The sequence below is a fragment of the Nonomuraea solani genome (assembly GCF_900108335.1).
In the GTDB taxonomy this organism is placed as follows: domain Bacteria; phylum Actinomycetota; class Actinomycetes; order Streptosporangiales; family Streptosporangiaceae; genus Nonomuraea; species Nonomuraea solani.
Genome location: NZ_FNVT01000001.1, coordinates 628,283 through 654,317, shown reverse-complemented (window position 1 = coordinate 654,317; position 26,035 = coordinate 628,283). Strand labels below are relative to the sequence as shown.

Sequence of the window (26,035 nt, the reverse complement as noted above, 5' to 3'; positions counted from 1 at the left end):
ATAGCTACCCAAATCGCGCCGCGCGTCAGAGACTGGGCGTCCCAACCGGCGAAACCAAGGAGTTCGAATGTTAATGACGCGCTCTCTGTTCAGGCTGGCGGCCGGCGCGGCGGCAGGCTACCTGTTCGCCGTCCGCCCGTGGCATCTCCGCTGGGGCGCCGACGACCGGGAGGTGCACGCCGCGATGCCCGGCGACGACCTCATCCGGCACCCGCAGCACCAGGCCACCCGCGCCATCACCATCGACGCGCCGCCCGCCTCCGTGTGGGCCTGGGTCGTCCGGCTCGGCGGCTACCGCCCCGGCAGCACCCGGGCGGCGGCGAGCCCGGACGCGGCCGGCGAGCAGCAGGGCCTCAAGGTCGGTGACGTGCTCGACGAGGGCGGGTTCGTCGTCGAGCGGATGGAGCCGCCGAACACCCTCGTCCTGCTCATGCGCGGCGCCGACGCCACCACGAGCTGCTGCGTCTCCCTGAGCGAGCTCGACGGCGGGACCCGCATGATCTTCCGGCTCCGCGTGCGCGCCGAGTCCACCCTGCGCGGCACCGGCTACCTCGCGATGACGGACGTCGGCGACTTCCTGACGATGCGCCGCCAGATGCTGACCATCAAGGAGCGAGCCGAGTCGACGCACTGACTCAGGCATTGACGGGGGCGCCTCCGGACGCTTACGGTTCCGGCGATTGGCGAAACGTATCGACCCCACGCCGAAACTTTCGGAGGCGCCATGCTACGCGGATTTGTCGCGATCACCCTACTCGGCCTTCCGGCGGCGCACCCGGCGCAGCCCGCCGCCCCGCCCGTCGTCACTGTGAACGAGCGGGTCCGGCACCAGGAGATGGACGGCTTCGGCGTCTCCCAGGCGTTCCGGCGCAACGAACTCCTGGAGGCGCTGCCGGCGGCGCAGCAGCGCGAGGTCCTCGACCTGTGGTTCGACCGGACGAAGGGGGCGGGGCTGAGCATTCTGCGGCTCGGCATCGGCTCCTCCCCCACCGGCAGCCCGTACGACCACATGGTGACGATTCAGCCCGAGAACCCCGGCGGCCCGGACGCCCCGCCGAAGTACATCTGGGACGGCGACGACAACAGCCAGGTCTGGGTGGCCAAGGAGGCCCAGCGGTACGGGGTCAAGCGCTTCTTCGCCGACGCCTGGAGCGCGCCCGGCTACATGAAGGACAACGGCGACGACAAGAACGGCGGCACGCTGCTGCCCGAGTGGCGGCAGGCGTACGCGAACTACCTGGTGGCCTACACGAAGTTCTACGCCAAGGAGGGCATCAAGATCACCGACCTGGGGTTCACGAACGAGCCCGACTGGACGGCCACGTACGCCTCCATGCGCTTCACCCCGCAGCAGGCCGCCGAGTTCGTCAAGGTGCTCGGCCCGGTGGTCCCCAGGGGCACGAACGTGGTCTGCTGCGACTCCTTCGGCTGGAACGAGTCCAAGGCGTACACGGCGGCGATCGAGGCCGACCCGCAGGCCCGCCGGCACGTCAAGGTGCACACCGGCCACACCTACGCCAGCCCCGTGGACGCCCCGCTGCCCACGAGCAGGAAGACGTGGATGTCGGAGTGGAACCCCAACGGCAACACCTGGAACGAGAACTGGGACGACGGCAGCGGCTACGACGGCTTCACGATCGCCCAGGCCGTCCATGACGCGCTCACGCTGGGCAACGTCAGCGCCTATGTCTACTGGCTGGGCGGCTCGCGCGGCGCGACCAGGGCGCTGCTGCAGCTCGACGAGGTGGCCAAGACGTATCACGTGTCGAAGCGGCTGTGGGCGCTGGCCGCGTACAGCCGGTTCATCCGGCCCGGCGCGGTGCGGCTGGAGGCGTCGGCGGCCGATCCGGCGCTGAAAGTTTCAGCGTTCCGCAACCCCGACGGCTCGCGCGTCGTCGAGGTGCTCAACACCGGCACCGCGCCCGTCACGTGGCAGGGCGTGCGGGGCCGGGCGACGGCGTACGTCACCGACAACACCAACTCGCTCACCCCGTCGGCGGTGACGGGCCGCACCGTGACGCTGCAACCGAGGGCGCTCACCACGATCGTCACCCGCTGACACGGGGGCCCGGCGGGAGCTTGCGGGCTCCCGCCGGGTCAGCCCTTGGTGCCGGTGTGCGCGATGCCCTGGATGAACTGGCGCTGCAGGAACACGAACACGGCGATCACGGGCAGCGAGGCGATCAGCGAGCCGGCCATGAGGACCGGGTAGTCGGTCTGGTACTGCCCCTGGAGGGCCGCCAGGCCGGCCGACAGCGTCATCTTCTCCGGATCGGTGTTGACCACCAGCGGCCAGAACAGGTCGTTCCACGCCCACAGCAGGGTGAGGATGGCCAGCGCCACCAGCCCGGGCCGGGCCAGCGGCAGCATGATGGACCAGTAGATCCGCACCGGCCCGGCGCCGTCGATCCGGGCCGCCTCCTCGATCTCGCGCGGCAGCCCGAGGAAGAACTGCCGCAGCAGGAACACCCCGAACGCGCTGAACAGCCCCGGCACGATGATCGCCTGCAGGCTGTTGAGCCAGCCGAGCGAGGACATGATCTGATACTGCGGGATCACGAAGAGCTGCGGCGGCACCATCAACACGGACAGGAACCCGCCGAACAGCACGTTCCGGCCGGGAAAGCGCAGGCGGGCGAAGGCGTAGGCGGCCATCGAGCAGAACAGCACCTGCCCGGTCACCCGGCCCGCGGCCATGATCACGGTGTTGAGGAACTGCTCGCCGAACGGCAGCAGGTCGAAGACCTTGGCGTAGTTGTCCCAGCGACCCTCGGGCAGCAGCGAGGGCGGCACCTGGGTGGCGGAGCTGAGCGTCTTGAGCGAGGTGACGATCTGCCAGGCGAACGGCGCCACCATCGCGAGCGAGGCCGCGACCAGCACCGCGTGCACGCCGTACGGGCGGCGCTCAGACATAGTGCACCCACTTCCGCTGAAGCCGGAACTGCGCGACCGTCAGCGCCGCGATGAGCACCAGCAGCGCGATCACGATGGCGGCCGCGTAGCCGCGGTCGTTGGTGACGAAGGCCCGCTCGTAGAAGAGCTGCACGACGGTCTGCAGCCGCCCGTAGGCCGGGTTGGCCCGCGCCGCCGGCCCGGACCCGGTCATCACGAAGACCAGGTCGAAGAGCTGCAGCGAGCCGATCACCGAGACGATCGAGATGAAGAACGCGGTCGGCGACAACATCGGCAGTGTGATCGTGAAGAACTGCCTGATCCGGCCGGCGCCGTCCATGGCGGCGGCCTCGTACAGCTCCTTGGGGATGGCCTGCATCCCGGCCAGGAAGATGATCAGGTTGTAGCCGATGCTGCTCCAGATGCCGACGACGATCAGCGCGTACATGGCGGTGGCGGGGTCGGCGATCCAGTTGGGCCCGTCGATGCCGACAACGGCGAGCACCTGGTTGACCAGGCCGTAGTCGCCGTTGTAGAGCCAGCGCCAGAGCATCGCGACCGCGACCGGCATGGTCACCACGGGCAGGAAGAACGCCGTGCGGTACGCGCCCACGCCGCGCAGCCCCTTCCGGTTGAGCAGCGCGGCGAACACGATGGCCAGCGGGATCCCGACCAGCCCGAGCACGGTGTAGGTCAGCGTGTTGAGCACCGCCCGCCCCACCTCGGGGTCGCCGAGCAGCCGGGCGTAGTTGTCCAGCCCGGTCCAGGTGTGCCCGCCGAACGCACCCCACTCGGTGAAGGAGAAGTAGGCGGTCTGCAGGACTGGCCACAGGTAGAAGATCGCCAGGCCGAGCCCGGTGGGGGCGATGAACGCGTACCCCCACAGGGCCTCGGTACGGCGGCCGCGCGTCGTCACTCCTTGGCCAGCAGCTCGTTCATGCCGGCCGCCAGGTCCGCGGCCGCCTTGCCGACGGGCACCTCGCCGGTCCACGCCTTGGTGAGGTGGGTGAGCTCGGCCTCCTGCCAGGCCGCGGTGTTCTTGGAGACGGGGTAGGGCACCGCGTACGCCACCGCGTCCAGGAACACCTGCAGTTTCAGGTCGGGATGGGCGGCCACCCAGTCGTTCTGCGTGCCGTTGTAGGCCGGGATCGGGCCCTTCTTGCCCAGGATGTCGGCGGCCGGCTTGGAGCCGAGGAACTTGACGAACTCCCACGCCTCGGCCGGGTGCTCGGTCTTGGCCGACACCACGTTGGCGACGCCGTGGATGATCGTGGCCTGCTTCTCGCCCTTGGGCAGCGGGGCGACGTCCACCTTGTCCTTGGTGTAGTCGTTGTTGGTGAACTCGGCCACGTTCCACGAGCCGCCCCAGTACATCGCCAGCTTGCCGGCCTCGAAGAGCTGGAGCGGGGCGGTGTCGGTCATGGTCTTGAGGTCGGGCGACTGCTTGGCGGCGATGAGGTCGGTCCAGAACTTCAGGCCCTCGATCGTCTTGGGGTCGTCGTAGCCGGACTTCTTGCCGTCCGGGGAGAGCACGTGGCCGCCGGCCTGGTAGATGGTGTTGTACTGGTATTCCTGGAAGCTCGTGAGCTGCGCCCCGACGGCGTAGACGCCCTTCGCGGAGTCGGTCAGCTTGGCGGCGGTCTCCTTGAAGTCGGCCCAGGTCCAGTCGGCCGCCGGATATTTCACCTTCGCGGCGTCGAAGAGCGTTTTGTTGTACCAGACGCCGACCGTGTCCATGTCCTTCGGCAGGCCGTACAGCTTGCCGTCGTAGGTGTAGAGGTCCACCAGCGACTTGGGGTAGACCGAGGTGTCGACCTGCTCCTCGATCGGCTTGATCACGCCGTTGGAGGCGTAGAGCTGGAAATTGGGGCCGTTCATCCAGAAGACGTCGGGCGCCGCGCCGCCGCTGACCGCGGCCTTGAGCTTCGTCCAGTAGTCGACCCAGGGCGTGAGCTGGACGTCGATGGCGACGTTCGGGTGCGTCTTGGTGAACTCCGCGGCCAGTTCCCGCATCACCGCCTGCTGCGGTGCGTCCCAGACGCCGTAGGACAGCGTCACCTTTCCATCCGGCCGCGCGCTCGTGCCGGCCTGCTCACCGCCGCCGCACGCGGAGGCGAGCAGTGCCGCGCAGAGGAGGGCCGCACCGCTCCGTGCCGACTTCCACATCTCCCAGTCCTCTCCTAGAACGTGGGAGTAATGATGGAGTCCAGTGAAATTGTGGTCAAGAGTGGCCGTGTTACAGCTGGCTCACGAGCGGCGTGCGCCCGTCGAGCACGCGGTCCTCGACGTCGTCGAGCGCGAGCCGGACCGCGCCGAGCACCACGGCCTCGTCGCCGAGCGCCGACATGCGCACCTCTGGCGTACGGATGCACCAGCGGTCGAGCTCGCGCCTGAGCGGCTCGATGAGCACGTCGGCCGAGCGCGAGAAGCCGCCGCCGACCACGACCATCTGCGGATCCAGCGCCAGGACCAGCGCGGACGCGCCCAGGGCCAGATCCTTGACGTAGCGGCGCACGGCCGCGTTGGCCGCCTTGTCACCGGCCCGCGCGGCGGCGAACACGTCGCTCGCCTCGCCGCTGGCCGCGGTCAGGTGCTCCTGGGCGCGCAGCCAGCCGAGCACCGGCAGCGCGCCGATCTCGCCGGAGGCGTTGGCGAAGCCCCGGTGCAGCTTGCCGTCGATCACCAGGCCCGCGCCGGTGCGGAGCCCCGCCAGCAGGAACACCATGTCCTTGGCGTAGCGGGCCACGCCGCGCCAGCACTCGGCCAGGGCGGCGAGCTTGCTGTCGTTCTCGACCAGCACGGGGGCGGGGGCCAGCCGGCGTACGTGGGCGGCCAGGTCGACGCCCGTCCACTCGGGCAGCGCCTCCGAGAGCAGCACCCGCCCCGAGCCGTCCACCAGGCCCGTCGTGCCGACGCCGGAGGCCCAGACGTCGGCGCCGGTCATCCCGGCCGCCGCCAGGCACTCGGCCGCGGCGCGGTCCACGGCCGCCAGCCGGTCGAGCCGGCCCATCTCGGGCGTGACGGGCACGCCGGCGCTGTGCTCGACGTTGCCGTCCAGGTCGGCGACCACGGCGCGGATCTTGTGCCCGCCGATGTCGATGCCGAGCACCCGCCCGGCGTCGGCCCGGAACCGGTAGCGCCTGGCCGGGCGGCCCACCCCGCCCGCGGTGGCGCCCGCCTCGGCCAGCCAGCCCTTGCCGAGCAGCTCGCGGACCACGTCCTCGGTGGACGCCCGCGACAGCCCGGTGTGCTTGGCGACCTCGGTGAGCGTGAGCGACGGCCCGCCCTGCAGCGCCTTGATCACGGCGAGGGCGTTGAGCTGCCGCAGCCTGGACAGGTCACCACCGCTCAGTTCCCCGGCCATCGGCCCCCCTTGCCGTGCGCTTTTTCAGCCCGAATAATGATGGTCTCCATGATATTTCCGTCGGGGGATGGTGCAATGACCCAGGTGACTCTAGCCGTCGTCGGAGGCGGCCTGCGAGGGCTGACCTACGCGCGCCGCGCGCACGCCACGGGCGCGGGGCGGGTGGTGGCGGTGGCCGAGCCCGACCCGGAGCGCCGCGCGGCCTTCGCGGCGGAGTTCGGCATCGCCCCCGAGGGCGCGCACGCGGGCTGGGAGGAGCTGGCGGCGGCCGGGCGGGTGGCGGACGCGGCGGTCATCGCCACGCACGACCGGATGCACACCGGGCCCGCGGTGACGCTGGCGGACCTCGGTTACCACATACTCCTGGAGAAGCCCATGGCGACGAGCGAGCCGGAGGCGACCACGATCGCCGACGCGGCCCGGCGCAACGGCATCCTGCTGGCGGTGTGCCACGTGCTGCGGTACACGCCGTACACGCGGGTGGTCAAGAGGCTGCTGGACGAGGGGCGGATCGGGCGGCTGGTCAGCGTACAGCACCTGGAGCCGGTGGGGTGGTGGCATCAGGCACACTCGTTCGTACGCGGGCACTGGCGCCGCCAGGACACCTCGGCGCCGATGCTGCTGGCCAAGGCGTGCCACGACATCGACTGGCTGGTGCACCTGTTCGGCCGGCCGCCGGCGCGGGTCTCGTCGTTCGGCTCGCTGTCGCACTTCCGGGCCGAGGAGCGGCCGACTGGAGCCGCCGACCGGTGCCTGGACTGCCCGCTCGAACCGGCGTGCCCTTACTCGGCGCCGCGGCTCTACCTGGGGTGCCTCGGCGATCCGGACAGCGAGTTCTGGCCGCTGTCGGCGGTCACCGCCGGGCGTACGGAGGCGGAGGTGCTGGACGCGCTGCGCACCGGCCCGTACGGACGCTGCGTGTACGCCTGCGACAACGACGTCGTGGACCACCAGGAGGTCGTGATGGAGTTCGACGACGGCGGCACCTGCTCGTTCACGATGAGCGCGTTCACCCCGATGGAGCACCGGCGCACCCGCCTGTTCGGCACCCACGGCCACATCGAGGGGGACGGGCGCACGCTGCGGCTGGTGGACTTCAGGACGGGCGCGGAGGAGATCATCGCGACGGACGGCGAGGCGGGCCCTTCGGCGGCGGACGGACATGGCGGCGGCGACGAAGGGCTCACCGACGCCTTCCTCGCCGCCGTCGCCTCGGGCGACGCCTCACTGCTGCGCTCGGACGGCGCGGAGAGCCTGATGACGCACCGCGTCGTGTGGGCCGCCGAACAGGCCCGCCTGACGGGAACCGTGGTCGTCCTCTAGCCCCAGACCTCCTGGGCGGTCTCGACGATCAGGCGGATCTTGGCGAACTGCTGGTCCTCGGTGAGCCGGTTGCCCTCGACCGTGGAGGAGAAGCCGCACTGGGGCGACAGGCAGAGCTGGTCGAGGTCGATGAACTTGGCCGCCTCGTCGATGCGCCGCTTGAGCGTGTCCTTCGACTCCAGCTCGCCGTGCTTGGTCGTGACCAGCCCGAGCACCACCATCTTGCCCGGCGGCACGAACCGCAGCGGCTCGAACCCGCCCGACCGCTCGTCGTCGTACTCCAGGAAGAAGCCGTCCACCCGCAGCTCGTTGAACAGCGCCTCCGCGACGAAGTCGTAGCCGCCGGAGGCCACCCAGGAGGACTGGTAGTTGCCGCGGCACATGTGCGTGGTGATCGTCATGCCGGCCGGCTTGGCGGCCAGCGCGGCGTTGATCTGCCTGATGTAGCGCAGGTGCATGTGCTCGGCGTCGTCGCCGCGCTCGGTCAGCTCGGCCCGCTGCGCCGGGTCGTTCAGGTAGGCCAGGCTCGTGTCGTCGAACTGCAGATACGTGCACCCCAGCGCGCCGATCCTGCTGACCTGCTCGGCGTAGGCCGCGCTCAGGTCACGCCAGAACTCCTCGACGTCGGGGTAGACCTTCGGGTCGATGGCGGCCGGGCCGCCCCGGTAGTGCACCATGCTGGGCGACGGGATGGTCAGCTTGGGCACCACCCCGCTCACCGTGTCGCGCAGGAACGTGAAGTCGTCGGCGAAGATCGGCTCGCTCAGCCTGATCCGGTCGTGCACGCGCAGCGCGGCCGGGGTGTATTCGAGATCCCCCTGCTCGTTGTGGAAGCGGACCGTGATGCGCTCGTCGGCGGCCTGGCCGATGCCGCTGAGCCGGTAGATGAAGTCCATGTGCCAGGAGGCCCGGCGGAACTCGCCGTCGGTCGCGCTCCGCAGCCCGGCGTCGCGCTGCTTGCGCACCACGTCCCTGATCGCCGCGTCCTCGGCCTCGCGCAGGGCGTCGCCGGTCAGGGTCTCACGGGCTTGGAGCAGGGCGGGCGGCCGGAGGAGGCTGCCGACGTGATCGGCGCGGAAGGGTGGTGAGGTACGCATGACAGATCATCCTCCGTAGAGCTTTCTGAGCGGGGCCTTGAGCAGCTTGCCCGCCGCGTTCTTGGGTAGTTCAGCCACGAATTCCAGATATTTCGGGATTTTGAAGCGGGCCAGCCGGCCGTCCAGGTGCTTCAGCAGGTCGCCCGGCGCCACCTCGGCACCGGGGCGCGGCACCACCAGGGCCTTACCCACCTCGCCCCACTTCTCGTCCGGCACGCCGATCACCGCGCACTCGGCGACGGCGGCGTGCTCGTACAGGGCGCTCTCCACCTCGGCGGGATAGATGTTCTCGCCGCCGGAGATGATCACGTCGTTGATGCGGTCGGAGATGCGCACGTAGCCGTCGTCGTCGGCCACGCCGATGTCGCCGGAGCGGAACCAGCCGTCGGCGGACAGGACCTCGGCGGTCTCCTTCGCGCGCCGCCAGTAGCCGGGCATCACGTTGGGGCCCTCGACGTACACCTCGCCCGGCTCGCCGGGGGCGGCGGGAGAGCCGTCGGGAGCGAGCAAGCGGACGTCGGCGAAGAAGCACGGCACGCCCGCCGACCCGGCCTTGGCGATCGAGTGCTCGGCCCCGAGGAAGAGCGCGCCGGGCGCGGTCTCTGTCATGCCGTAACCCTGCAGGAACGTCAGTCCCCGGTCCTGGTAGGTCCGGATCAGCGGCTCGGGCACCGGCGCGCCGCCGCACAGCAGGTGCCGCAGGCTCGACAGGTCGGCCCCGGCCCAGCGTTCGGAGCGCGTCAGCAGGCCGAACATCGACGGCACCCCGAACATCACCGTCACCCGCTCCGACTCGATCAGGTCGAACGTCCTGCCCACGTCGAACGACGGCTCCAGGATGGCCCGCCCGCCCTTGAGCACGCTCGGGATCAGGGTCTGGGCCAGTGCCGCGATGTGGAACATGGGCGCGCTGATCAGCGTCACCTCGTCGTGCGCGAGCGGAACGTCCACGAGCAGGTTGACGGTGTTCCAGGTCAGGTTGGCGTGGGTGAGCATGGCGCCCTTGGGGCGGCCGGTGGTGCCGGAGGTGTACATGATCAGGCACACGTCGTCCTGGCCCACGGGCGCGTCGATCGGCTCGGGCGAGCCGGTCATGAGCAGGTCCTCGTACGCGGCGGCCGTCAAGTGACGCCCGGGCAGCCCGGCGCCGTCGCGCTCCGCGCCCAGCACGAGGACCGCCGGCTCGGCGTCATCGAGGATGAAGCGCAGCTCCGGCATGGCGAGGCGGGTGTTGAGCGGGACGAACACCGCCCCCAGCAGCCCTGCCGCGAAGAACGTCTCCACCATCGCGGGCTGGTTGGCCCCGAGGAAGGCGACCCGGTCGCCGCGCCGCACGTCCAGCGCCGAGGCCAGCCTATTCACCCGTTCGCGCAGGTCACGGTAGGTGTAGTCACGTCCTCGGTACGACAGTGCGACCTTGTCGGGCGTCATGCGGGCCCGGCGGGCCGGCCACGAGCCAATCCCCTGATTCCGCATCGGGCCTCCTCAAGCCCTCAAGTTAGGCCACTATGCGATGGCTGTCACCGTTCTGCCCAACTTTCGTCGGGGACAGTGTCGAGAAGGCGCGCGGCGACCTCCGCCGCCTCCGCCCTGAAACGCTCGTGCAGCGTGTGGCAGACCCGCTGGGCCTTCTCGGCGGGCCAGTCGTGCGGCAGGTAGCGCAGCGGCAGCCGGGGGTCGGTCCTGATGATCTGCAGCCAGCCGGTGAGCAGCATGAGCGAGCGGGCCAGGTCGTCGGGCGCGTCCGGCGCGGGGTCGGCCTGGTCCCAGCGTGCCAGGAACGCCCGGTAGCGGTCGCCCAGCCCCGCCAGGTCGTAGGCGTCCCCGACCAGGGCCTGCATGTCGGTCGGGTGCCGGGGCTCGGCGGCGAACACCTTGACGTTCGCGCCCAGGTCCTCGACCACGCCCGCCGCGTCCACCTCGCCAGGGGCCATCCACAGGCCGTTCTGCAGCGGCCCGAACCCGGCCCAGACCAGCCGTGAGCGCAGCTCGTGCCGCTGCCGCTGCCAGGACTCGGGCAGCGAGAAGCCGATCAGCGTCCACCGGTCCTCGTCGGCGTCGTTGACCACGCCGCTGTGCCAGATGCGCCGCTCGCCGTCCTTGAGCACCTCGGTGCTGGTCGGGGTGAGACCGAAGTACATGCGGCGGCCCGAGCGCTGCCGGCGCAGCAGGCCGCGCCCGACCATCCGGGTGAGCGCGGAGCGCGTGGCCTCCTCCGAGATCCCGACGCTGGCGAACGCCTCGATGAAGCTCTGCGACGCGACGCAGATCCCGCGGCCGTACACGTGGTCTCCGAGAAAGGTCAGGATCACCGATTGCGGCCTCATACAGTGTCTCCGGATATTCGGCACTCTATTGACAGCCGTAATGTACCTGCCTACATTCGGGGCCACATCGCCCGGTCCAGGAGGTCCTGATGCGCAGGCTTCTACCGTCCCTGGCCTGTCTCCTGCTGGCCGTCACCGCGTGCGGCGGCGGCGGAGGAGACGGATCCGGCGGGCAGGATCCGATCAAAGTGGGCCTCATCGTCTCTCTCACCGGCAACTACACGCCGCTGGGCAGTGAGGACAAGAAGGCCGTCGAGCTGGCGGTCGAGCAGGTCAACGCACAGGGCGGACTGCTGGGCCGCAAGGTGGAGCTGGTCGCCCGCGACGACAAGACCGCCCCTGACCAGGGCATCGTGGCCTACAACCAGATCAAGGGCGAGATCGACGCGCTGATCGGGCCCGTGTTCTCCAACTCGGCGCTCGCGGTCGAGCCGCTCGCACAACGCGACAAGATGCCCTATCTGTCGCTGGCGCCGGCCCAGGAGCAGGTCGAGCCGATCAAGTCGTACATCTTCGTCACGCCCGCCCTGTCCAGCATGTACGCCGAGCGCTACCTGCAGTACATCCAGGCCGAGAACATCAAGACGATCGCGGTGGCCTGGGACTCCAAGAGCGCCTACTCGGTCTCCGGCCACGCCTCCATGGTGGCCCTGGCCCCGAAGTACGGCGTGACGATCGCCGTCGACGAGTCGTACGAGACCACCACCTCCGACTTCAGCCCGGTCTTCCAGCACGTACGCGACTCCAAGGCCGAGGCCCTGGTGTTCTGGGGCTCGGGAGCGCCCGGGGTGACGGCCGCCAAGCAGTACGTCGCCTCGGGCCTCAAGACGCCGCTGTTCCTGACCGCGTCGCAGGCCAGCAAGCTGTGGCTGGAGCCGATGGGCGCGGCGGCCGAGGGCATGACCGTGCAGAGCGCCATCGGCGTGGTCGGCGACAGCCTGCCCGCCGGTAAGCAGAAACAGATCATCGAGCAGATGGCCAAGCCGTACCAGCAGAAACACGGCTATCCGCCACCGCAGTTCGCGCAGGACGGCTACAGCGCCTCGCTGCTGCTGTTCGAGGCGATCAGGAAGGCGAACAGCACCGACAAGGCCAAGGTGCAGCAGGCGCTGGAGACCATGGACCTGATCACGCCGAACGGCCGCTTCCGCTACTCCGCCACCGACCACTCCGGGCTGTCCCCCGAGTTCATCTCGGTCAACACGGTCAAGAACGGTCAGTTCGTGCCCACCGAGTGGGCCAAGGAGCAGCTCGCCAAGACCGTCACCGCGGCGGGGTGAGGCGTGCTGACGGTCACCGGGGTATCCCGCTCCTTCGGGGGCGTCTACGCCGTCCGCGACGTGTCGCTGAGCGTCGCGGACGGCGAGGTCTGCGGCGTCATCGGCCCGAACGGGGCCGGCAAGTCCACCCTCTTCAACCTGATCACCGGGCATCTGGCGGCCGACCACGGGCAGATCTCGTTCCTCGGGCACCGCGTGGACCGGCTCGCGCCGCACCGGCGGGCCCGGCTCGGCATGTCGATCGTCTTCCAGGCGGCCCGGGTGTTCCGCGGCATGACGGTCAGGGAGAACGTCATGGTCGGGCTGCACGGGCGTACCGGGGCGGGGTTCGTCTCGGCGGCGCTGCGGCTGCCCCGGCACCGGCGCGACGAGCGCGAGATCGCGGCCGAGGCCGCCACGGCTCTGGAACGCGTGGGCCTGTCCGAATGGGCGGACCGGCCCGCCGACCGGCTGCCGATCGGGCAGCAGCGCGCGCTGCAACTGGCCCGCGCCCTGTGCGCGCGGCCCCGGCTGCTGCTGCTCGACGAGCCCGCCTCCGGGCTGCGCGGCCAGGAGCGCGAGCGGCTGGCCGCGCTGGTCGAGGAGCTGCGCGCGGGCGGGCTGACGATCCTGCTCATCGAGCACGACGTGGCGTTCGTGACCCGGCTCGCCGACCGGGTCGTGGTGCTCGACCTGGGGCAGGTCATCGCCGACGGCTCGCCGGCCGAGGTGCGGAACGACCCACTCGTGCTCGCCGCCTACCTCGGACAGGCCTCATGATCGACGTCCAGGACCTGGTGGTCTCGTACGGCACCGCGACCGCGCTGGAGCACGTCACGCTGCACGTCGGCAAGGGCGAGATGGTGGCGCTGCTCGGCCCCAACGGCGCCGGCAAGTCGACGCTGGCCAACACGCTCGCGGGCCTGCTGCGGCCCGCTTCGGGGACGGTGGAGATCGGCGGCCGGTTGGCGCTGATCCCGGAAGGCCGCCAGCTTTTCCCGGATTTGTCGGTCATCGACAACCTGGTGCTGGGCGGCTGGCGCTCCGGCGAGCGCGACCCGTCCTTCGTCTACGACCTGCTGCCCCGGCTGGCCGACCTGGCGGGGCGGCGGGCGGGCGTGCTGTCCGGGGGCGAGCAGCAGATGGTGGCGTTCGGGCGGGCCATGATGTCGCGCCCGTCGGTGCTCGTGGTCGACGAGCTGTCCCTGGGCCTGGCCCCGAACGTGACCGCCGATCTGGCCGGGCACCTCACCGAGCTGAACCGGTCGATGGGGCTGACCGTGCTGCTCATCGAGCAGAACGCGCGGCTGGCGTTCGAGCTGTGCTCGCGGGCGTACGTCCTGGAGTCCGGGCGGCTGGTGACCGAGGGCGAGTGCGCGGAGCTGGCCGGCGATCCGCGGGTGGCCAGCGCGTACCTGGGCGGGACGATCACATGAGCGCATTCCTCACCTACCTGCTGAACGGGCTGGCCGTCGGCTGCGCCATCGCGCTGATCGCCAGCGGCCTGGTCGTCATCCACCGGGTCACCGGGGTGGTGAACTTCGCCCAGGGGACGTTCGCGGTGGTCGCCGGGCTGTGCACGTCGTCGCTGCTCGGGCTCGGGTTCCCGCACGGGCTGAGCGAGGTGGCCGCCGTGCTGGTGGCGGCGTTCGCGGGCCTGCTGACCGGGCTGGCCGCCATCGGCAAACCCGGCACGACGGCGCTGTCGTCGCTGATCGTCACGCTCGGCGTCGGCGTGCTGGCCTACGCCGTGGAGATCGTGCTGTGGGGCGACCAGCCGCGGTCCGCGCCCGGGCTGGCGGGCTCGGTGACGGTGGCGGGGGCGCGCATCCAGACGCAGCACCTGCTGGTCATCGGGGTGACGGCGGCCACGTTCGTGCTGCTGGCGCTCTTCTTCGGGCGTACCTACCTGGGCAAGGCGCTGACGGCGTGCGCCTCCAACCCGTACGCCGCCCGGGTGGTCGGCATCGACGTGCGGCGGATGGGGCTGCTGGCGTTCGCGCTGGGCGGGCTGCTCGGCGGCATCGCGGGGGTGCTGGTCACGCCGCTGCGGCCGATCTCGTTCGACACCGACGTCACGCTCATCGTCAACGGCTTCGCCGCGGCCGTCTTCGGGGCGCTCACCCGGCCGGTGATCACCCTGGTCGGCGCGCTGCTGCTGGGCGTGGCCGAGACCATGGCCGCCGGCTACGGCTACGGGTCCCACCAACTGGAGGTCGCCCTCGGTCTCATGCTCGTCGTCATGATCGTGCAGGCGAGCCGCCGCCCGGCCATCTCCCAGGAGCTCACATGATCAAACTGGGTGCCGGGCTGCTGGTCGCCGCCGCGACGCTCGTCCTGCCCGCGGTGCTCGACGACAGCGGGCTGGCCGTCTACATCCTGCTCGGCCTGGCCGCCATGGTCACGGTCGGGGTGTCGCTGCTCATGGGGTACGCCGGCCAGGTGTCCCTCGGCCAGGGTGCCTTCTACGCCATCGGCGCCTACACCGCCGCCCTCCTCGCGCTCGGCGGCGTGCCTCCCCTGGCCGGGCTGCTGGCCGCGCCCGTGGTGGCCGCCCTGTCCGCGCTCGTCATCGGCACGCCGCTGCTGCGGCTGCGCGGCCACCACCTGGCGTTCGCCACGCTGGCCATGCAGCTCATCCTGCTCTCGCTGGCCGGGCAACTGGAGTTCACCGGCGGGGACATCGGGCTGCAGGCCATTCCGCAGTTCTCGGTGGGGTCGTTCGAGGTGGGGGGCGCGGCGGCGTACGCGTACATGACGTGGGGCGGGCTGGCGCTGGTCATGCTGGTGACCCACAACGTCATCACCTCACGCCCCGGCCGCGCCCTGCGCGCGCTGGCCACCAGCGAGATCGCGGCCGCGTCCTCGGGCATCCCGGTCGGCCGCTACAAGCTGGTGGTCTTCGCCCTGTCCGCCGCCTTCGCCGGGCTGGCCGGGGGGATCTACTGCTTCTACACCGGGTACGTGGCGCCAGGGTCGTTCCCGGTGCTCATCTCGATCCAGTACATCGTCATGGCGGTGGTGGGCGGGCTGGGCACGATCTGGGGGGCCGTGGTGGGGGCGGGCGCGATCACCCTGCTGGTGCAGGGGCTGGACCGGCTGGCCTCACTGCCGGGGATGCCGACGTATGCCCCCAGTGTGCTTTCTTACGCCGTGTACGCGCTCGTCCTGATCCTGGTGGTGCTGTTCCTGCCGAACGGCCTGGTCCCGGCGATCACCGGCCGCCTCTCCAGAGACCGCGACACCGCGCGCCGATGAGCCCCTTTCCGGTTTGACATCCGCGCGTAACACTGAACGCGTGTCTCCTGTCACGTGCGCACCTGTGCTGCGCGGCCGCGGCGCGGAGGAGGGCGCCCTGCGGCGGCTGCTCGACGACGCCCGCGCCGGGTCCGGCGGGGCGTTGCTGCTGGTGGGCGGGCCTGGCCTGGGCAAGACTGCCCTCCTCGACCTGGCCGCGGCCGCTCCTGGGTTCCGGGTGCTGCGGGTGCCGGGGGTGGCCGCGGAGTCGCACCTGCCCTACGCGGGCCTCCACGGCCTGCTCCGCCCGATCGCCCGGGACCTGCCTTCCGTGCCTGAGGCGCCGGCCCTCATGTCCGGGCTGGAGACCGGTGCGCTGACGATTCCCGCCTCTGTGCTCGGGGTTCTGTCGGCGCTGGCCGCCCAGCAGCCGGTGCTGATCTGCGTGGACGACGTGGACCTGCTGGACCCGGCCAGCCGCGACGTGCTGTCGTTCGTGGCCAGACGGGTGCCGAACGAGCCGATCGCCCTGCTGTTCGCGTCGCGTGAGGGCGTACTGGACGGGGTGCCTTCCCTTTCCCTGCCGAGGCTGGATCCGGTGGCCGTACGGGAGGTGGCCGACGACCTCGCACCGGGGAAGATCGCCGAGGACCTGCTGGCGGCGCTGGACCTGATCGCCCGGGGCAACCCGCTCGCCCTGGCCGAGCTGATCGGCTCGCTCACCCCCGACCAGCTCACGGGCCTGGCCGCCCCGCCCGCCACCCTGCCCAGGGACGGGCGGTTGTGGCGCGAGCACGCGGCCCGCCTCGCGGCCCTGCCCGCGCGGGCGCGCCCGCTCCTGCTGCTCATCGCCGCCGACCCCGGCCTCGACGCGGCCACGCTGATCCGGGCGGCCCGGCCCGCGTGCGCCCTCACCGCGCTCGAACCGGCCGAACGCGCCGGCATCCTGCGCACCACCGGCGACCGCTACGACTTCCCCGACCCGGCCTTACGCGCGGTGGCCTACCACGACGCCTCCCTCGCGGAGCGCCGCGCCGCCCACCGCCTCCTGGTCACCCTCTTCGAGAACGCCGATCTCCCCCTCTTCGAGAATGCCGATCTCCCCGGAAGCGGCGGTCTTCGCGGGATCGGGGCGAGCGGCGGCTTACGGCGGGCCTGGCATCGGGCCTGCGCGCTCGACGGCCCCCCGGACGAGCTGGCCGGCGAACTGGCCGCCGCGGCACTCGGCGCGCACCCCGCCCATGGCCACCCGGAGCCGTACCTGGCGCTGGAGCGGGCCGCCGAGCTCACCGACCCCCGCTCCCCCGCCAAGGCCGAGCGCCTGGCCGCCGCCGCCCGGCACGCGTGGGTGGCCGGCCGCCCCCAGGTCGCCCGTTCACTCCTGGCCCGGCTGCGCGGCCTGAGCGCGCCCGACGAGTTGCGCGCCCACGTACAACTCCTGCACGGCAGCCTCGAACTGCTGCGCGGCGAGACCGGCAGCGCCCGCGAGGAGCTGCTGTCAGCGGCGGCCTGGCTGCTGGAGAGCCACCGCATGCTGGGCGTACGCGCCCTGGTCAGGGCCGCGGACGCCAGCTACCGCGCCGGCGACAACCGGGCGTTCATCGCGATCGCCCGCCAGGCCGCCGCCCTGCGCCGCGCCGACGAGGCGGTGCCCACGCAGCTCATGTTCGAGTACCTGGCCGGCATGGCCGCCACGTTCAGCGGCTACCACCAGAAGGCGGCGGGCCCGCTGCGGCGCGTGGTCGAGCTGGCCGGCGCCGTACGCGATCCCGCCGTCCTGGTCTGGGCGTGCGTGGCCAGCATGCTGCTCGGCGACGACGCCACCGCCCACCGGCTGTCGGCGCGCGCCGTCGAGGCGGCCCGCGTGCGAGGCGCGGCCTCGGCCATGCCGCAGCTCCTCGACTACATGATCTACCCGGAGATCTGGATGGGCCGGTACGCCTCCGTCGCCACGACCGCCGCCCAGGGCCTGCGGCTGTCCCAGGAGACCGGCCAGCTCAACACGGCGGCCCAGCACCTGGCCTGGCTGGCGATCACGGCGGCCGTCGAGGGCGACCAGGAGACCTGCCGGATGCGCGCCGGGGCCGCCATCGACCTGGCCGACGCCCACGACCTGGGCATCGCGGGCGCCATCGGCAACTGGGCGCTGGCCTACCTCGATCTGTCCCTGGGCCGCCCGGCCGACGCCGCCACCCGGCTGCGCGCCGAGCGCCGCAACAGCAGCCACGTCGTCATCAGGGTCATGGCGACGCCGCACCTCATCGAGGCGTGCGCGCGTACCGGCGATCATGAGGGCGCCGGCGCGGCGCTGCGGGTGCTCGAACGCTGGGTCGGCAGCACGCGCAGCCCCGACCTGCGCGCGCTGGTGTCGCGCTGCCGCGCGCTGCTCGCCGCGCCCGGCGAGGCCGAGGAGCTGTTCCGCGAGGCGCTCGACCTGCACGGCCAGGGCATGTACGAGTTCGAGGCGGCGCGTACCAGCCTGCTCTACGGCAGCGCGCTGCGCCGCGACCGCCGCCCCGGCGCGGCCAGGGCCCACCTGCACGCCGCGCTCGAAACCTTCGACCGCTACGGCGCCCGGCTCTGGACGGAACAGGCCAGAACGGAGCTGCGCGCCGCCGGCGACCCGATCCGCCCGGCGCCGTCCGCGACCACGGAGCAGCTCACGGCCCAGCAGTTGCGGATCGCGCGCATGGTGGCCGAGGGCGCCACCAACAAGGAGGTGGCCGAGCGGCTGTTCCTGAGCCGCCGCACCGTCGAGCACCATCTCAGGAACATCTTCAGCCGCCTCGGCATCCGCTCCCGCGTCGAACTGGTACGGCTCATGTCCTGATCGGATGACCGGTGATTTCACCGATGCACGGCTGACCGCGCATCCGAACAATGGCGACAGACCGCAGTCACCCCCCAAGCGAGCAGGGAGTATGACGCCGTGCAGCTCTCCACCCCCCACCCCGGCGCGTTGACCAAGCTCACCCTCACGACCCTTCTGATCGGCGGCACTCTGCTGCCCGCCTCCCCCGCCCAGGCGGCCGACCCGTACGACTCCGCCTCCCTTACGCAGGCGGCCGGCCCGTACGACCGCGGCCCGAACCCCACCAACGCCATCCTGGAGGCGAGCCGCGGCCCGTTCGCGACCGCGCAGACCAGCGTCTCCTCAGTGAGCGTGAGCGGCTTCGGCGGCGGCACGATCTACTACCCGACCGACACCAGCCAGGGCACGTTCGGCGCGATCGCCATCTCCCCCGGATACACCGCCAGGTGGTCAAGCCTGTCCTGGCTCGGCCCGAGAATCGCCTCCCACGGCTTCGTCGTGATCGGCATCGAGACCAACTCGGTCTACGACCAGCCCGCCAGCCGCGGCCGCCAACTCCTGGCGGCACTCGACTACCTGGTCGAGGACAGCACCGCCACGGTCCGCAGCCGCATCGACGGATCCAGGCTGGCGGTGGCGGGCCACTCGATGGGCGGCGGCGGCAGCCTGGAGGCCGCCAACAGCCGCCCGTCCCTGCAGGCCGCCGTACCCCTCGCGCCGTGGCACACGACGAAGTCATGGTCGGGCGTCCGTGTCCCCACGATGATCATCGGTGGTGAGAGCGACAGCGTCGCCTCGGTCACCACGCATTCGGAGCCGTTCTACCAGAGCATTCCGTCGTCGTCGGAGAAGGCGTACCTGGAACTGAACAACGCCAGCCACTTCTTCCCGCAGACCACCAACACCACGATGGCCAAGTCGATGGTGTCGTGGCTCAAGCGGTTCGTCGACGACGACGTCCGCTACGAGCCCTTCCTCTGCCCGCCTCCCAGCGGCCTGGCGATCGAGGAGTATCGCCACACCTGCCCAAGCTCCTGACCCTCTGACCTGGTGGCGGCCGCAGGCGAGCGGCCGCCACCAGCCTATGCCGACCAGCCGGATTCGAGCAGGTCAAAGATGGCGTTCAACGCGGCCAGCGGGTCAGGCTCGGCACCCGCGAGCTCAGGAATCTCCAGAACATAGCGAGCCAGCGCACGAACCGTCATATCAGCGGGATCACGCCCGGTCTCATCAGCGATCGCCTCAGCCAGGGCCCCTTCGCCCGCGATCCAGAGCTTGCGCGAATATCCCCGGAGCGCAGGCGTACCGACGATCAGATCGCGCTTCCGCCGCAGCTCGTCAGGAAGATCACCGGCGAACGGCCCTCGCGCCGCCAGACACTCACGCAACGCCTCCAACACCGACTGACCGGGCGACCGCTCACGAACCGCACTCACCAGCCAGACGCGCCGTTCGTCGCCGTCATCGAAGATCAGCGCCTCTTTCCCGTCCGGCACGTGCGCGAACAACGTGGCGATGGAAACGTCGGCCTCATCAGCGATCTGCGCGACGGTGACACCGTCGTATCCATGCTCAGAGAACAACCGCAGCGCCGCTTCCGACAACGCCCGGCGCGTCTGCACCTTCTTACGCTCACGGCGCCCCATCGTCATGCCCTCAGCATACCGAAACCCAGAACGCCTACAAATCTAGAGTTGCTATAGTTTCAGAATCAGTTCAGTATGAACGCATGAAAACGAACCCCTGGGACGTACACCACCTGCCCCGCGCCGACAACAAGGTCTTCCTGGTAACCGGCGGCAACGCGGGCATCGGCTACTTCGTCGCCGAACAACTGGCCACCACCGGAGCCACCGTCATCCTCGGCAGCCGCAACCCCACCAAGGCCGAAGCCGCCCGCCTCTCCATCCGCGACCGAGTCCCCGGTGCCAAGGTCCGCCACCTCCCCCTCGACCTGGCCGACCTCCCCTCTCTCAAAGCCACCGCGGACGACCTGGAAAGACTCGACGGGCTGATCTGCAACGCCGGCGTGCTCCTCGACCACCCACCCCGCCGCACCACCAGGGACGGCCACGAGCTGATGTTCGCCACCAACCACCTCGGCCACTTCGCCCTGACCTACTGGCTACTCCCCCTGCTCAAAGCCACCCCCGGAAGCCGCGTCATCACCACCGGCAGCTTCACCGCCAAGTCAGAGACCCTGAACCTCAACGACCTCCAGAGCACCCACGACTACCACCCCAAACGCACCTACGCCCGCTCCAAGCTGGCCCAAATGCTCTTCGCCCTCGAACTGGACCGCCGCTTCGGCGACACCACGACAAGCGTCCTCACCCACCCAGGCGGCGCCCTCGACTCCCTCACCCCAGACCGCCCGATCCACCACCGCACAACCACCGACCGCCTACGCGCCCTCCCCGCCGGCCTCCTCTTGCAGGGCAAGGACGCCGCCGCCTGGCCCGCCGTCCGAGCCGCCCTCGACCCGTCCGTACGCGGCGGCCAACTCTGGGGCCCCCGAGTGTTCGGAATCCGCGGCCTACCCACCCTCGAACCTGTTAAAGGCCCCCTGGCCGACCCCGACCTCGCGACCCACCTCTGGACCGCCAGCGCCGAACTGACGGGCCTCGACTTCTAACGGGCCAGGTGACGGCTGCCGCTACTTCCCGTAGTGATAACGACAGGCGGCGACCATGATGGTGTCGTCGTTTCCGCGATAGACGAGCCGGTGTTCCGACGTTATGCGCCTGGGCCAGCAGTCGAACCATTCATACTTCAACGGGTCCGGCTTGCCGATGCCTTCGTTCTCGTTGCGGGATATGTCAGCGACCAGCTGGTTGATCCTTTCGAGGGATGCGTCGATCTTCCCGCCGCCAGCAGCAGTAACCCTCCCAGACAAGCTCATCGAAGAGGATCTTCACGCGGAAGCGTCCTCATCGGCCAGTTCATGGACGGTGCCGCCCCCGGCCTCCAGACGAGCGACCGCCTCTGACAGCCGCCTGCGGTTGACGGGAGAGGCCATCAGGTAGAGCGTCTCCCGCATCGATTCGTATTCGCGCTGCGACACCATGACGACGCCTTCTCCACCAGAGCGGGTGATCAGGGCTTCTTCCTGATCGTCGAGGGCGGCGGCGTAATTGGCCCGCGATTCTGACTCGTGGACGACGCGGCTGAGGTGCCCATTGGCCGAATACCTTCTGTGAGTGTGTTAGCGGGCCAGCCATCGAAAGACCGTACGTCGGCAGGTGGGCGGCCGCGACGTAGTGGGGCGCACCCTGGAGCGTCTCGCGTTTGAGGGAGGCCCGGCTCCTTCGCTGGACCAGCTATCGGGCGTCAGTAGTGCGCGGCTTGACATGCGAGCCCATGAACTTGAAGTGTCGCTGACGAGCCTTCCTCATCACGCCGGCACGTGGCCGGTAGGTGCCGCCGGGGAAGGTGGCGGTGAGCTCAAGATGTCCGCCGATGGCCTCCACGTAACGGGCCACCACATCCACTGATGAGACTTCACCACGCTCGATCTGCGAGACACGCGCCTTCGTCACCCCCATCAAGGCGGCGACCTCGTTCTGCGTCAGAGCGGCGCTCTTGCGGCGTTGGGCAAGCTGCCAAGCGTCGATGAAATCGTCAACCATGCGTCGGGTCTCGGCCAGAGCCTCTTCCCCTCCGGCCTACTCAACGTGCTCAGCGCGGTTCCACTTCTTGAACGTCGTCATTAATCCTGCCCCTCCCCTTCTGCGCGCTCTTTCAGGTAATTTTCGTCCAGCCGCTCTGCGTGCGGTACGGCTTCCTCATACCAGCGGTCAGGGTCGCGAGGGCTCGCCTTGATCTTGTCTCCGGCGACAAGGACGATGGCGTCCCGTCTTGGGTCGAAGACGAACAGCAGTCGAAGTGCGCTACGTCCGGTAGACCGGGGGCGCAGTTCCTTCAGGTTGGCGATACACGAGGCGTTCACTTTGCCACCCCTGGGCTTCGACCCGCTGACCGGCACCTGGTAGCCGCAACGCCTGGTTGGGCAGCAGCGCAGTGTGCAGGCGCCGTCTGAACCTGCAACCTTAGTTGCCTTATAGCTTGCAACCTCGGTAGCCTACACTGATGATGAGGAAGCGGGATCTAGAGCGGCGGATGCGCAAGCTCGCGAAGGAGTATGGCGTATCCGTTCGTTCAACCGAAGGCGGCAACCACACGAAGTGGCATGCCGGCTCGGAGGCGATGCCTGTGCCTCGCCACTCGGAGGTCAATGAGCGCACGGCGAAAGGAATCCTGGAGAACTGGGAGAGCATCCTGGCTGAGGTTGCGAAGGAGCAGGAGGAGCAGTGAGCAAGCGCGACACTTACACCATCACCGCCAGTAGGAGTGATGACTGGTGGGCTTTGACCGTCTCCGGACCTGGCCTCAAGCGCAGCTACCACACCCAGGTGAAGCGCCTGGAGCAAGCCGAGGAGATGGCGCGTGACCTGGTGGTCACCATGCTGGATGTGGACGTCCTCGAGATGAACGCCGACTTCGACCTGACCGTGGCCGACGATGAAGTGGCCACAGAACTGGAGGCCACGCTGGTAACCCGCCTCGCGGCGACCCTGGTCAAACAGAAGGCTGCTGAAGCGACGCAGGCAACGGTGGCTGATCTGGCGCGAAGAGGTTACGTTCACCGCGACATCGGTTACCTGCTGGGTATGTCACACCAGGCTGTCGGGAAGTTGCTGAACGAGGCGGAGAAGGGGACGGCCGCTTCTGCGGACGATGCCGGTACACGTTCCGGGGCGCTTCCCCTTAAGGAAAAGCTCGATCAGCTTTGCATGACGCGCGACACGGAAGCGCTGTTCAAGTCTTACCTGCTCGAAGTGGCCGCAGGCGATCCAACGGACCGCAAGCTGAACAGGCTAAGAGCACTGGGTGAGCAGCTGCGGCACGGCAAACGGCGACGGCTGTCAGAGGCCTGATCGGCCGCGCCGGCACCGGATTCACCCTCCGCGTCTACGCCCACATGATGTCCGGCTCCTACGTCCGGTGGCGCGTCCGATCCGGCGTAGATCCGCAATTTCACCCGACCAGGCGTCCCAGGATCGCTTCTTCTGGGTGCTTCTCTTGATCTCGCCCCTAGGACTCCTCAACCAGTTTGGCAAGCCCTCATACGTACGCAGCTCACCACATAGGCTGCTGACAGTCTCTCTCGTGCGACATCCACTGAGCCCATCATCATCGGGCAATCTGGATCGGCAAGGTACGACGCCACCGCGATCGAAGCGGCCACGGCTGGCGTGCCGACACCACCCGTCTCTGCCGGTCAGGCTCTGAGCCGCCAGCTCAAACTTGTTGGTGGCACGGTCTCTCTGGAGGCATCGGCGAAGTCTCCGCGTGGGACCAGCTACTCGACCGTTACCCAGACTAGCGAGAAGGCGCTGATCCCAACTCCGGCGTGCGCATCTTCGACGAGCCGCTGCACGTCGCGGCTGAGCAGGGATACCTGAAGTGGTCGCCGAGCTGGCCATACGGGTCGACGACGTCGACGCCGAACATTGAGGCCGTACCGCGCTTTGGATGGCCGTCTTCGAAGGCCGCGTGGACGGGCTCCTGGCGCCGAATCCTCCGACTGCGTCCCGTCAGCAATGTCGTCATCAAGCTACCCGGTGGCAAGACCCAACGCAGAAGGCCGCGGCAGCCGATCACCCCCGACCGCCTGCGGTGCGCGCCGAAGCCAGAAATCGTTCAATCGAAGCTGGCGATCCAATCGTTGATAAATTTCGACGCCTCGTCAGCGAGGACGACATCCCCCCTGGGGGCGGGCGCGAGGCTCTCGACAATCAATTCAGGCGAAACGGGTTCTCCTGCAACAACGAGGTAGCAGCCTAGGCCATCACTCATCTGACGTGCCATTGAGGAGACAAACGCATTGCGGCGGAATCTATTACAGAGCAGCAATAGGTTCTGCCGTTCCAGCTCTGCTCTTAGCTGTCTCAAGGTGTCTTCGAAGTCGATCGACGAATGGACCACGATGGGCGACGCGTTTGCGCGATTCAGTCGCAGCTCGTATGTCTCGTCGTCGGTACGGGTTGTCACCTGACAGGGCACAAGGGATTCGTCGGCCAGTGCGACCAATTGGAGATGGTGCATGCTCACCTCGGCACATAGTTGGGGTTCGGGATCCAGACGTCGTCCGCTTCCCCGTACTTGCCTGGCTTCCAGGCTCCTCTGATCTGCGATGGATCGATCTGTTTGAACACGACCTCCTGCTCGCCCTTGAGGTGTTTGAATCCGGGCCCGTATTTCACTTCCATGCCGTTCCCGCGGTCATCGACCTCGAAGATGTATCCCTTGTGCCCGACTGCGAACCCCCTGGCCACGTTCTTGCTCTTTGAGGCACCGATCAGGCCGTTCTCGCCCGAGAGGTGATCTTCAAGGCTCATGTCCGGGTCTCGTGCGGTCATGCCCTTCTCGAAGATCTTGTCCGTGATCCGACCGTCCCCCCGGAACAGCGGTGGCGTCTCCTTCCCCTTGAACTCGAAGCGCTCTCCATAGGGGAAGAGCGTGGCCGACGGCTTGGGATTTATCACGTTCTTGGCGGCCTTGGCCAGGGCTCCAACGGCCTGCTTGGTGCCTGAGACTGCGCCGCTGGAGCCGGCCGTGGTGATGGCTGCCACGATGTCCGGAATGAGGCGGCCGAACGCCCGATCGGGATTTGAGGCCCATGTATCCCAGTCCAGCGCCGCCTTGGCGAACTCGGCCGGGTTCTGAACGCCGTAGAGCAGCCCTTGAGCCATGTCGTTGACGCTGCGCTGCCAGCCCATATGGTCGATGACCGCCCGGGTGGGCGAGTAGTCGATCACCAACTTCCCCAAGCCGGCCACGCTCTCCACCGCGCCCTTGACCGTTTCCGTCATCCCGTCACGGGAGTTCAGATTCGGGTCGAGCGTGTCCTGGATCTGCTGGCCGAGTCGGTCCCAGAAGCCACCTGTCGTGGGCAGGACCGCTCCGGGAGCGAACACGGAGTCATCGACAGAGATTGGTGGCTTGCCCGCGCCGAACAGCTCCGGCTTGTCCACCTCCATGCGCTCCAGAAGCACCAACCGCTTATTGATCTCAGGGCCTTGAATTCCGGCCCACGCCGCTACTCGACGAATGGTGTCGGCCGAGGCAGGCGACAGCCAAGCCCCGCGCAGTAGTGTCCATAACTCCTCGCCGATGGAGTCCAGCGCCGATTCAGCCTGGCGCAGCGCGTCTTTCAGACTGCGGACTCCCTCCGGCACCATGCCCTCCAACTGGCCCATGGCTAGCCGGGGCTGTCCGCCGGCGTACGGGCCAACAACGCCCGGAGTTCTTCTACCGCCCCGGCACACGCCCCGATCAGGATTTGGCGCTGAGCGGTCAGTTCACCGGCGAAGCGCTGAGCGGCCGGACCGGTCCATACGTTCTGCCCCATGAGCGCGATCGGGCGGTCGAGTCTGGACCTGGCCTGATCGGCGAGTTGCTCGGCTCTGCGTAAGGCCTGTTCCACTTGCTCCCGGGTCATACCTGACTCCTTGGGTGCGGACGGTCAAGCTGGAGACCAAGACATGAGCCATTGGACTGCGCTTCACCTACCGCAGCAACCGAATCGTCGGGATTGGTTGGAAGTGTCAGACGATGCGACGCCAGTCCGCGGCAACATCCCCAGCGTGGACTCTACGAGGGCTCAACAACAGTACTGACCTGGAAAACTCCACCAAGATCATCCCGCGCATGTCCCACCG

At 69.3% G+C, this 26,035-nt stretch carries 27 protein-coding genes and 1 pseudogene; 13 read left to right on the top strand and 15 right to left on the bottom strand.

The window, feature by feature from the left end:
- Nucleotides 1-73: 73 nt before the first annotated feature.
- Together C4V41_RS02940 and C4V41_RS02935 are read left to right on the top strand one after the other, a co-directional pair.
- Nucleotides 74-634: a hypothetical protein gene (locus C4V41_RS02940; RefSeq protein WP_103954134.1), complete on the top strand. Its 561-nt coding sequence runs from the start codon at nucleotides 74-76 to the stop codon at nucleotides 632-634.
- A 90-nt stretch (nucleotides 635-724) separates the two neighbouring features.
- Complete coding sequence (locus C4V41_RS02935; RefSeq protein WP_103954133.1) at nucleotides 725-2,059, top strand: glycoside hydrolase family 30 protein; 1,335 nt, start codon at nucleotides 725-727, stop codon at nucleotides 2,057-2,059.
- A 38-nt stretch (nucleotides 2,060-2,097) separates the two neighbouring features.
- Here the strand turns inward: C4V41_RS02935 and C4V41_RS02930 are convergent, their stop codons facing one another.
- From C4V41_RS02930 to C4V41_RS02915, 4 genes are all read right to left on the bottom strand, one after another.
- A complete protein-coding gene (locus C4V41_RS02930) occupies nucleotides 2,098-2,913 on the bottom strand; it encodes a carbohydrate ABC transporter permease (protein ID WP_103954132.1) in 816 nt (271 codons plus the stop codon).
- Complete coding sequence (locus C4V41_RS02925) at nucleotides 2,906-3,808, bottom strand: carbohydrate ABC transporter permease (protein ID WP_235029872.1); 903 nt, start codon at nucleotides 3,806-3,808, stop codon at nucleotides 2,906-2,908. The genes C4V41_RS02930 and C4V41_RS02925 overlap by 8 nt, the downstream gene beginning before the upstream one ends.
- On the bottom strand, nucleotides 3,805-5,058 hold the full coding sequence (locus tag C4V41_RS02920; protein WP_103954131.1) for an ABC transporter substrate-binding protein: 1,254 nt from the start codon (nucleotides 5,056-5,058) through the stop codon (nucleotides 3,805-3,807). Before C4V41_RS02920 ends, C4V41_RS02925 begins: the two co-directional genes overlap by 4 nt.
- Nucleotides 5,059-5,128: 70 nt before the next feature.
- Entirely contained in the window at nucleotides 5,129-6,256 is a 1,128-nt protein-coding gene (locus tag C4V41_RS02915) for an ROK family transcriptional regulator (protein ID WP_103954130.1), read from the bottom strand.
- A 75-nt stretch (nucleotides 6,257-6,331) separates the two neighbouring features.
- On the opposite strand from C4V41_RS02915, the gene C4V41_RS02910 reads away from it, so the two are divergent.
- Nucleotides 6,332-7,579, top strand: coding sequence for a Gfo/Idh/MocA family protein (locus tag C4V41_RS02910; RefSeq protein WP_103954129.1), 1,248 nt, complete (start codon nucleotides 6,332-6,334; stop codon nucleotides 7,577-7,579).
- On the opposite strand, the gene C4V41_RS02905 is transcribed toward C4V41_RS02910, so the two are convergent.
- The 3 genes from C4V41_RS02905 to C4V41_RS02895 are packed head-to-tail and all read right to left on the bottom strand — an operon-like array spanning nucleotide 7,576 to nucleotide 11,003.
- On the bottom strand, nucleotides 7,576-8,676 hold the full coding sequence (locus tag C4V41_RS02905; protein ID WP_103954128.1) for a 5-methyltetrahydropteroyltriglutamate--homocysteine S-methyltransferase: 1,101 nt from the start codon (nucleotides 8,674-8,676) through the stop codon (nucleotides 7,576-7,578). The genes C4V41_RS02910 and C4V41_RS02905 overlap by 4 nt on opposite strands.
- Nucleotides 8,677-8,682: 6 nt before the next feature.
- The gene (locus C4V41_RS02900; RefSeq protein WP_103954127.1) at nucleotides 8,683-10,152 is read right to left on the bottom strand and encodes an acyl-CoA synthetase; all 1,470 of its coding nucleotides are present in this window, start codon (nucleotides 10,150-10,152) and stop codon (nucleotides 8,683-8,685) included.
- A gap of 44 nt (nucleotides 10,153-10,196) precedes the next feature.
- Complete coding sequence (locus tag C4V41_RS02895; protein ID WP_103954126.1) at nucleotides 10,197-11,003, bottom strand: PaaX family transcriptional regulator; 807 nt, start codon at nucleotides 11,001-11,003, stop codon at nucleotides 10,197-10,199.
- A gap of 89 nt (nucleotides 11,004-11,092) precedes the next feature.
- On the opposite strand from C4V41_RS02895, the gene C4V41_RS02890 reads away from it, so the two are divergent.
- The 7 genes from C4V41_RS02890 to C4V41_RS02860 all read left to right on the top strand — a co-directional run bounded on the left by C4V41_RS02890 (nucleotide 11,093) and on the right by C4V41_RS02860 (nucleotide 19,349).
- Nucleotides 11,093-12,283: an ABC transporter substrate-binding protein gene (locus C4V41_RS02890; protein WP_103954125.1), complete on the top strand. Its 1,191-nt coding sequence runs from the start codon at nucleotides 11,093-11,095 to the stop codon at nucleotides 12,281-12,283.
- A gap of 3 nt (nucleotides 12,284-12,286) precedes the next feature.
- Nucleotides 12,287-13,042 carry an ABC transporter ATP-binding protein gene (locus tag C4V41_RS02885; RefSeq protein WP_103954124.1) on the top strand — a complete coding sequence of 252 codons (756 nt, stop codon included), beginning with the start codon at nucleotides 12,287-12,289 and terminating at the stop codon, nucleotides 13,040-13,042.
- Nucleotides 13,039-13,698: an ABC transporter ATP-binding protein gene (locus C4V41_RS02880; RefSeq protein WP_103954123.1), complete on the top strand. Its 660-nt coding sequence runs from the start codon at nucleotides 13,039-13,041 to the stop codon at nucleotides 13,696-13,698. The genes C4V41_RS02885 and C4V41_RS02880 overlap by 4 nt, the downstream gene beginning before the upstream one ends.
- On the top strand, nucleotides 13,695-14,555 hold the full coding sequence (locus C4V41_RS02875) for a branched-chain amino acid ABC transporter permease (RefSeq protein WP_103954122.1): 861 nt from the start codon (nucleotides 13,695-13,697) through the stop codon (nucleotides 14,553-14,555). Before C4V41_RS02880 ends, C4V41_RS02875 begins: the two co-directional genes overlap by 4 nt.
- Nucleotides 14,552-15,520: a branched-chain amino acid ABC transporter permease gene (locus C4V41_RS02870; protein WP_103954121.1), complete on the top strand. Its 969-nt coding sequence runs from the start codon at nucleotides 14,552-14,554 to the stop codon at nucleotides 15,518-15,520. Before C4V41_RS02875 ends, C4V41_RS02870 begins: the two co-directional genes overlap by 4 nt.
- 40 nt (nucleotides 15,521-15,560) lie before the next feature.
- Nucleotides 15,561-18,329 (top strand): helix-turn-helix transcriptional regulator, encoded by a 2,769-nt coding sequence (locus tag C4V41_RS02865; RefSeq protein ID WP_103954120.1) that lies wholly within the window; start codon nucleotides 15,561-15,563, stop codon nucleotides 18,327-18,329.
- 99 nt (nucleotides 18,330-18,428) lie between these two features.
- Nucleotides 18,429-19,349 (top strand): alpha/beta hydrolase family protein, encoded by a 921-nt coding sequence (locus tag C4V41_RS02860; RefSeq protein ID WP_103954119.1) that lies wholly within the window; start codon nucleotides 18,429-18,431, stop codon nucleotides 19,347-19,349.
- 44 nt (nucleotides 19,350-19,393) lie between these two features.
- On the opposite strand, the gene C4V41_RS02855 is transcribed toward C4V41_RS02860, so the two are convergent.
- Complete coding sequence (locus C4V41_RS02855) at nucleotides 19,394-19,963, bottom strand: TetR/AcrR family transcriptional regulator (protein WP_103954118.1); 570 nt, start codon at nucleotides 19,961-19,963, stop codon at nucleotides 19,394-19,396.
- Nucleotides 19,964-20,040: 77 nt separating this feature from the next.
- On the opposite strand from C4V41_RS02855, the gene C4V41_RS02850 reads away from it, so the two are divergent.
- Nucleotides 20,041-20,946 (top strand): SDR family NAD(P)-dependent oxidoreductase, encoded by a 906-nt coding sequence (locus C4V41_RS02850; protein ID WP_103954117.1) that lies wholly within the window; start codon nucleotides 20,041-20,043, stop codon nucleotides 20,944-20,946.
- 21 nt (nucleotides 20,947-20,967) lie between these two features.
- On the opposite strand, the gene C4V41_RS02845 is transcribed toward C4V41_RS02850, so the two are convergent.
- The 4 genes and pseudogenes from C4V41_RS02845 to C4V41_RS02830 all read right to left on the bottom strand — a co-directional run bounded on the left by C4V41_RS02845 (nucleotide 20,968) and on the right by C4V41_RS02830 (nucleotide 22,260).
- A complete protein-coding gene (locus tag C4V41_RS02845; protein WP_235029871.1) occupies nucleotides 20,968-21,213 on the bottom strand; it encodes a Txe/YoeB family addiction module toxin in 246 nt (81 codons plus the stop codon).
- Between the two features lie 12 nt (nucleotides 21,214-21,225).
- Nucleotides 21,226-21,426, bottom strand: a pseudogene (locus C4V41_RS02840) (type II toxin-antitoxin system Phd/YefM family antitoxin); the annotation flags it as partial.
- A 205-nt stretch (nucleotides 21,427-21,631) separates the two neighbouring features.
- Nucleotides 21,632-21,940, bottom strand: coding sequence for a helix-turn-helix domain-containing protein (locus C4V41_RS02835; protein ID WP_103954115.1), 309 nt, complete (start codon nucleotides 21,938-21,940; stop codon nucleotides 21,632-21,634).
- Between the two features lie 80 nt (nucleotides 21,941-22,020).
- Nucleotides 22,021-22,260: a type II toxin-antitoxin system RelE/ParE family toxin gene (locus tag C4V41_RS02830; RefSeq protein ID WP_235029870.1), complete on the bottom strand. Its 240-nt coding sequence runs from the start codon at nucleotides 22,258-22,260 to the stop codon at nucleotides 22,021-22,023.
- A gap of 170 nt (nucleotides 22,261-22,430) precedes the next feature.
- Between C4V41_RS02830 and C4V41_RS02825 the strand changes: the two genes are divergently transcribed.
- Both C4V41_RS02825 and C4V41_RS02820 read left to right on the top strand, forming a co-directional pair.
- On the top strand, nucleotides 22,431-22,625 hold the full coding sequence (locus tag C4V41_RS02825) for a hypothetical protein (RefSeq protein WP_200823706.1): 195 nt from the start codon (nucleotides 22,431-22,433) through the stop codon (nucleotides 22,623-22,625).
- Nucleotides 22,622-23,248, top strand: a complete 627-nt coding sequence (locus C4V41_RS02820) for a hypothetical protein (RefSeq protein ID WP_103954112.1) — start codon at nucleotides 22,622-22,624, stop codon at nucleotides 23,246-23,248. The genes C4V41_RS02825 and C4V41_RS02820 overlap by 4 nt, the downstream gene beginning before the upstream one ends.
- Nucleotides 23,249-24,014: 766 nt before the next feature.
- Here the strand turns inward: C4V41_RS02820 and C4V41_RS60575 are convergent.
- The 3 genes from C4V41_RS60575 to C4V41_RS02810 are packed head-to-tail and all read right to left on the bottom strand — an operon-like array spanning nucleotide 24,015 to nucleotide 25,815.
- Nucleotides 24,015-24,404: a hypothetical protein gene (locus C4V41_RS60575; RefSeq protein WP_146103503.1), complete on the bottom strand. Its 390-nt coding sequence runs from the start codon at nucleotides 24,402-24,404 to the stop codon at nucleotides 24,015-24,017.
- Nucleotides 24,405-24,421: 17 nt separating this feature from the next.
- Entirely contained in the window at nucleotides 24,422-25,573 is a 1,152-nt protein-coding gene (locus C4V41_RS02815; protein ID WP_146103502.1) for a scabin-related ADP-ribosyltransferase, read from the bottom strand.
- Nucleotides 25,574-25,575: 2 nt separating this feature from the next.
- On the bottom strand, nucleotides 25,576-25,815 hold the full coding sequence (locus tag C4V41_RS02810; protein WP_103954110.1) for a hypothetical protein: 240 nt from the start codon (nucleotides 25,813-25,815) through the stop codon (nucleotides 25,576-25,578).
- Between the last annotated feature and the right edge of the window lie 220 nt (nucleotides 25,816-26,035).

What these genes read in the sequence shown, in the direction of transcription:
- C4V41_RS02940 (WP_103954134.1), top strand. Translation starts at nt 74, where the DNA reads ATGACGCGCTCTCTGTTCAGGCTGGCGGCCGGCGCGGCGGCAGGCTAC.
- C4V41_RS02935 (WP_103954133.1), top strand. Translation starts at nt 725, where the DNA reads ATGCTACGCGGATTTGTCGCGATCACCCTACTCGGCCTTCCGGCGGCG.
- C4V41_RS02930 (WP_103954132.1), bottom strand. Translation starts at nt 2,913, where the DNA reads ATGTCTGAGCGCCGCCCGTACGGCGTGCACGCGGTGCTGGTCGCGGCC.
- C4V41_RS02920 (WP_103954131.1), bottom strand. Translation starts at nt 5,058, where the DNA reads ATGTGGAAGTCGGCACGGAGCGGTGCGGCCCTCCTCTGCGCGGCACTG.
- C4V41_RS02915 (WP_103954130.1), bottom strand. Translation starts at nt 6,256, where the DNA reads ATGGCCGGGGAACTGAGCGGTGGTGACCTGTCCAGGCTGCGGCAGCTC.
- C4V41_RS02910 (WP_103954129.1), top strand. Translation starts at nt 6,332, where the DNA reads ATGACCCAGGTGACTCTAGCCGTCGTCGGAGGCGGCCTGCGAGGGCTG.
- C4V41_RS02905 (WP_103954128.1), bottom strand. Translation starts at nt 8,676, where the DNA reads ATGCGTACCTCACCACCCTTCCGCGCCGATCACGTCGGCAGCCTCCTC.
- C4V41_RS02900 (WP_103954127.1), bottom strand. Translation starts at nt 10,152, where the DNA reads ATGCGGAATCAGGGGATTGGCTCGTGGCCGGCCCGCCGGGCCCGCATG.
- C4V41_RS02895 (WP_103954126.1), bottom strand. Translation starts at nt 11,003, where the DNA reads ATGAGGCCGCAATCGGTGATCCTGACCTTTCTCGGAGACCACGTGTAC.
- C4V41_RS02890 (WP_103954125.1), top strand. Translation starts at nt 11,093, where the DNA reads ATGCGCAGGCTTCTACCGTCCCTGGCCTGTCTCCTGCTGGCCGTCACC.
- C4V41_RS02880 (WP_103954123.1), top strand. Translation starts at nt 13,039, where the DNA reads ATGATCGACGTCCAGGACCTGGTGGTCTCGTACGGCACCGCGACCGCG.
- C4V41_RS02875 (WP_103954122.1), top strand. Translation starts at nt 13,695, where the DNA reads ATGAGCGCATTCCTCACCTACCTGCTGAACGGGCTGGCCGTCGGCTGC.
- C4V41_RS02870 (WP_103954121.1), top strand. Translation starts at nt 14,552, where the DNA reads ATGATCAAACTGGGTGCCGGGCTGCTGGTCGCCGCCGCGACGCTCGTC.
- C4V41_RS02855 (WP_103954118.1), bottom strand. Translation starts at nt 19,963, where the DNA reads ATGACGATGGGGCGCCGTGAGCGTAAGAAGGTGCAGACGCGCCGGGCG.
- C4V41_RS02850 (WP_103954117.1), top strand. Translation starts at nt 20,041, where the DNA reads ATGAAAACGAACCCCTGGGACGTACACCACCTGCCCCGCGCCGACAAC.
- C4V41_RS02845 (WP_235029871.1), bottom strand. Translation starts at nt 21,213, where the DNA reads ATGAGCTTGTCTGGGAGGGTTACTGCTGCTGGCGGCGGGAAGATCGAC.
- C4V41_RS02835 (WP_103954115.1), bottom strand. Translation starts at nt 21,940, where the DNA reads ATGGTTGACGATTTCATCGACGCTTGGCAGCTTGCCCAACGCCGCAAG.
- C4V41_RS02825 (WP_200823706.1), top strand. Translation starts at nt 22,431, where the DNA reads ATGCGCAAGCTCGCGAAGGAGTATGGCGTATCCGTTCGTTCAACCGAA.
- C4V41_RS02815 (WP_146103502.1), bottom strand. Translation starts at nt 25,573, where the DNA reads ATGGGCCAGTTGGAGGGCATGGTGCCGGAGGGAGTCCGCAGTCTGAAA.
- C4V41_RS02810 (WP_103954110.1), bottom strand. Translation starts at nt 25,815, where the DNA reads ATGACCCGGGAGCAAGTGGAACAGGCCTTACGCAGAGCCGAGCAACTC.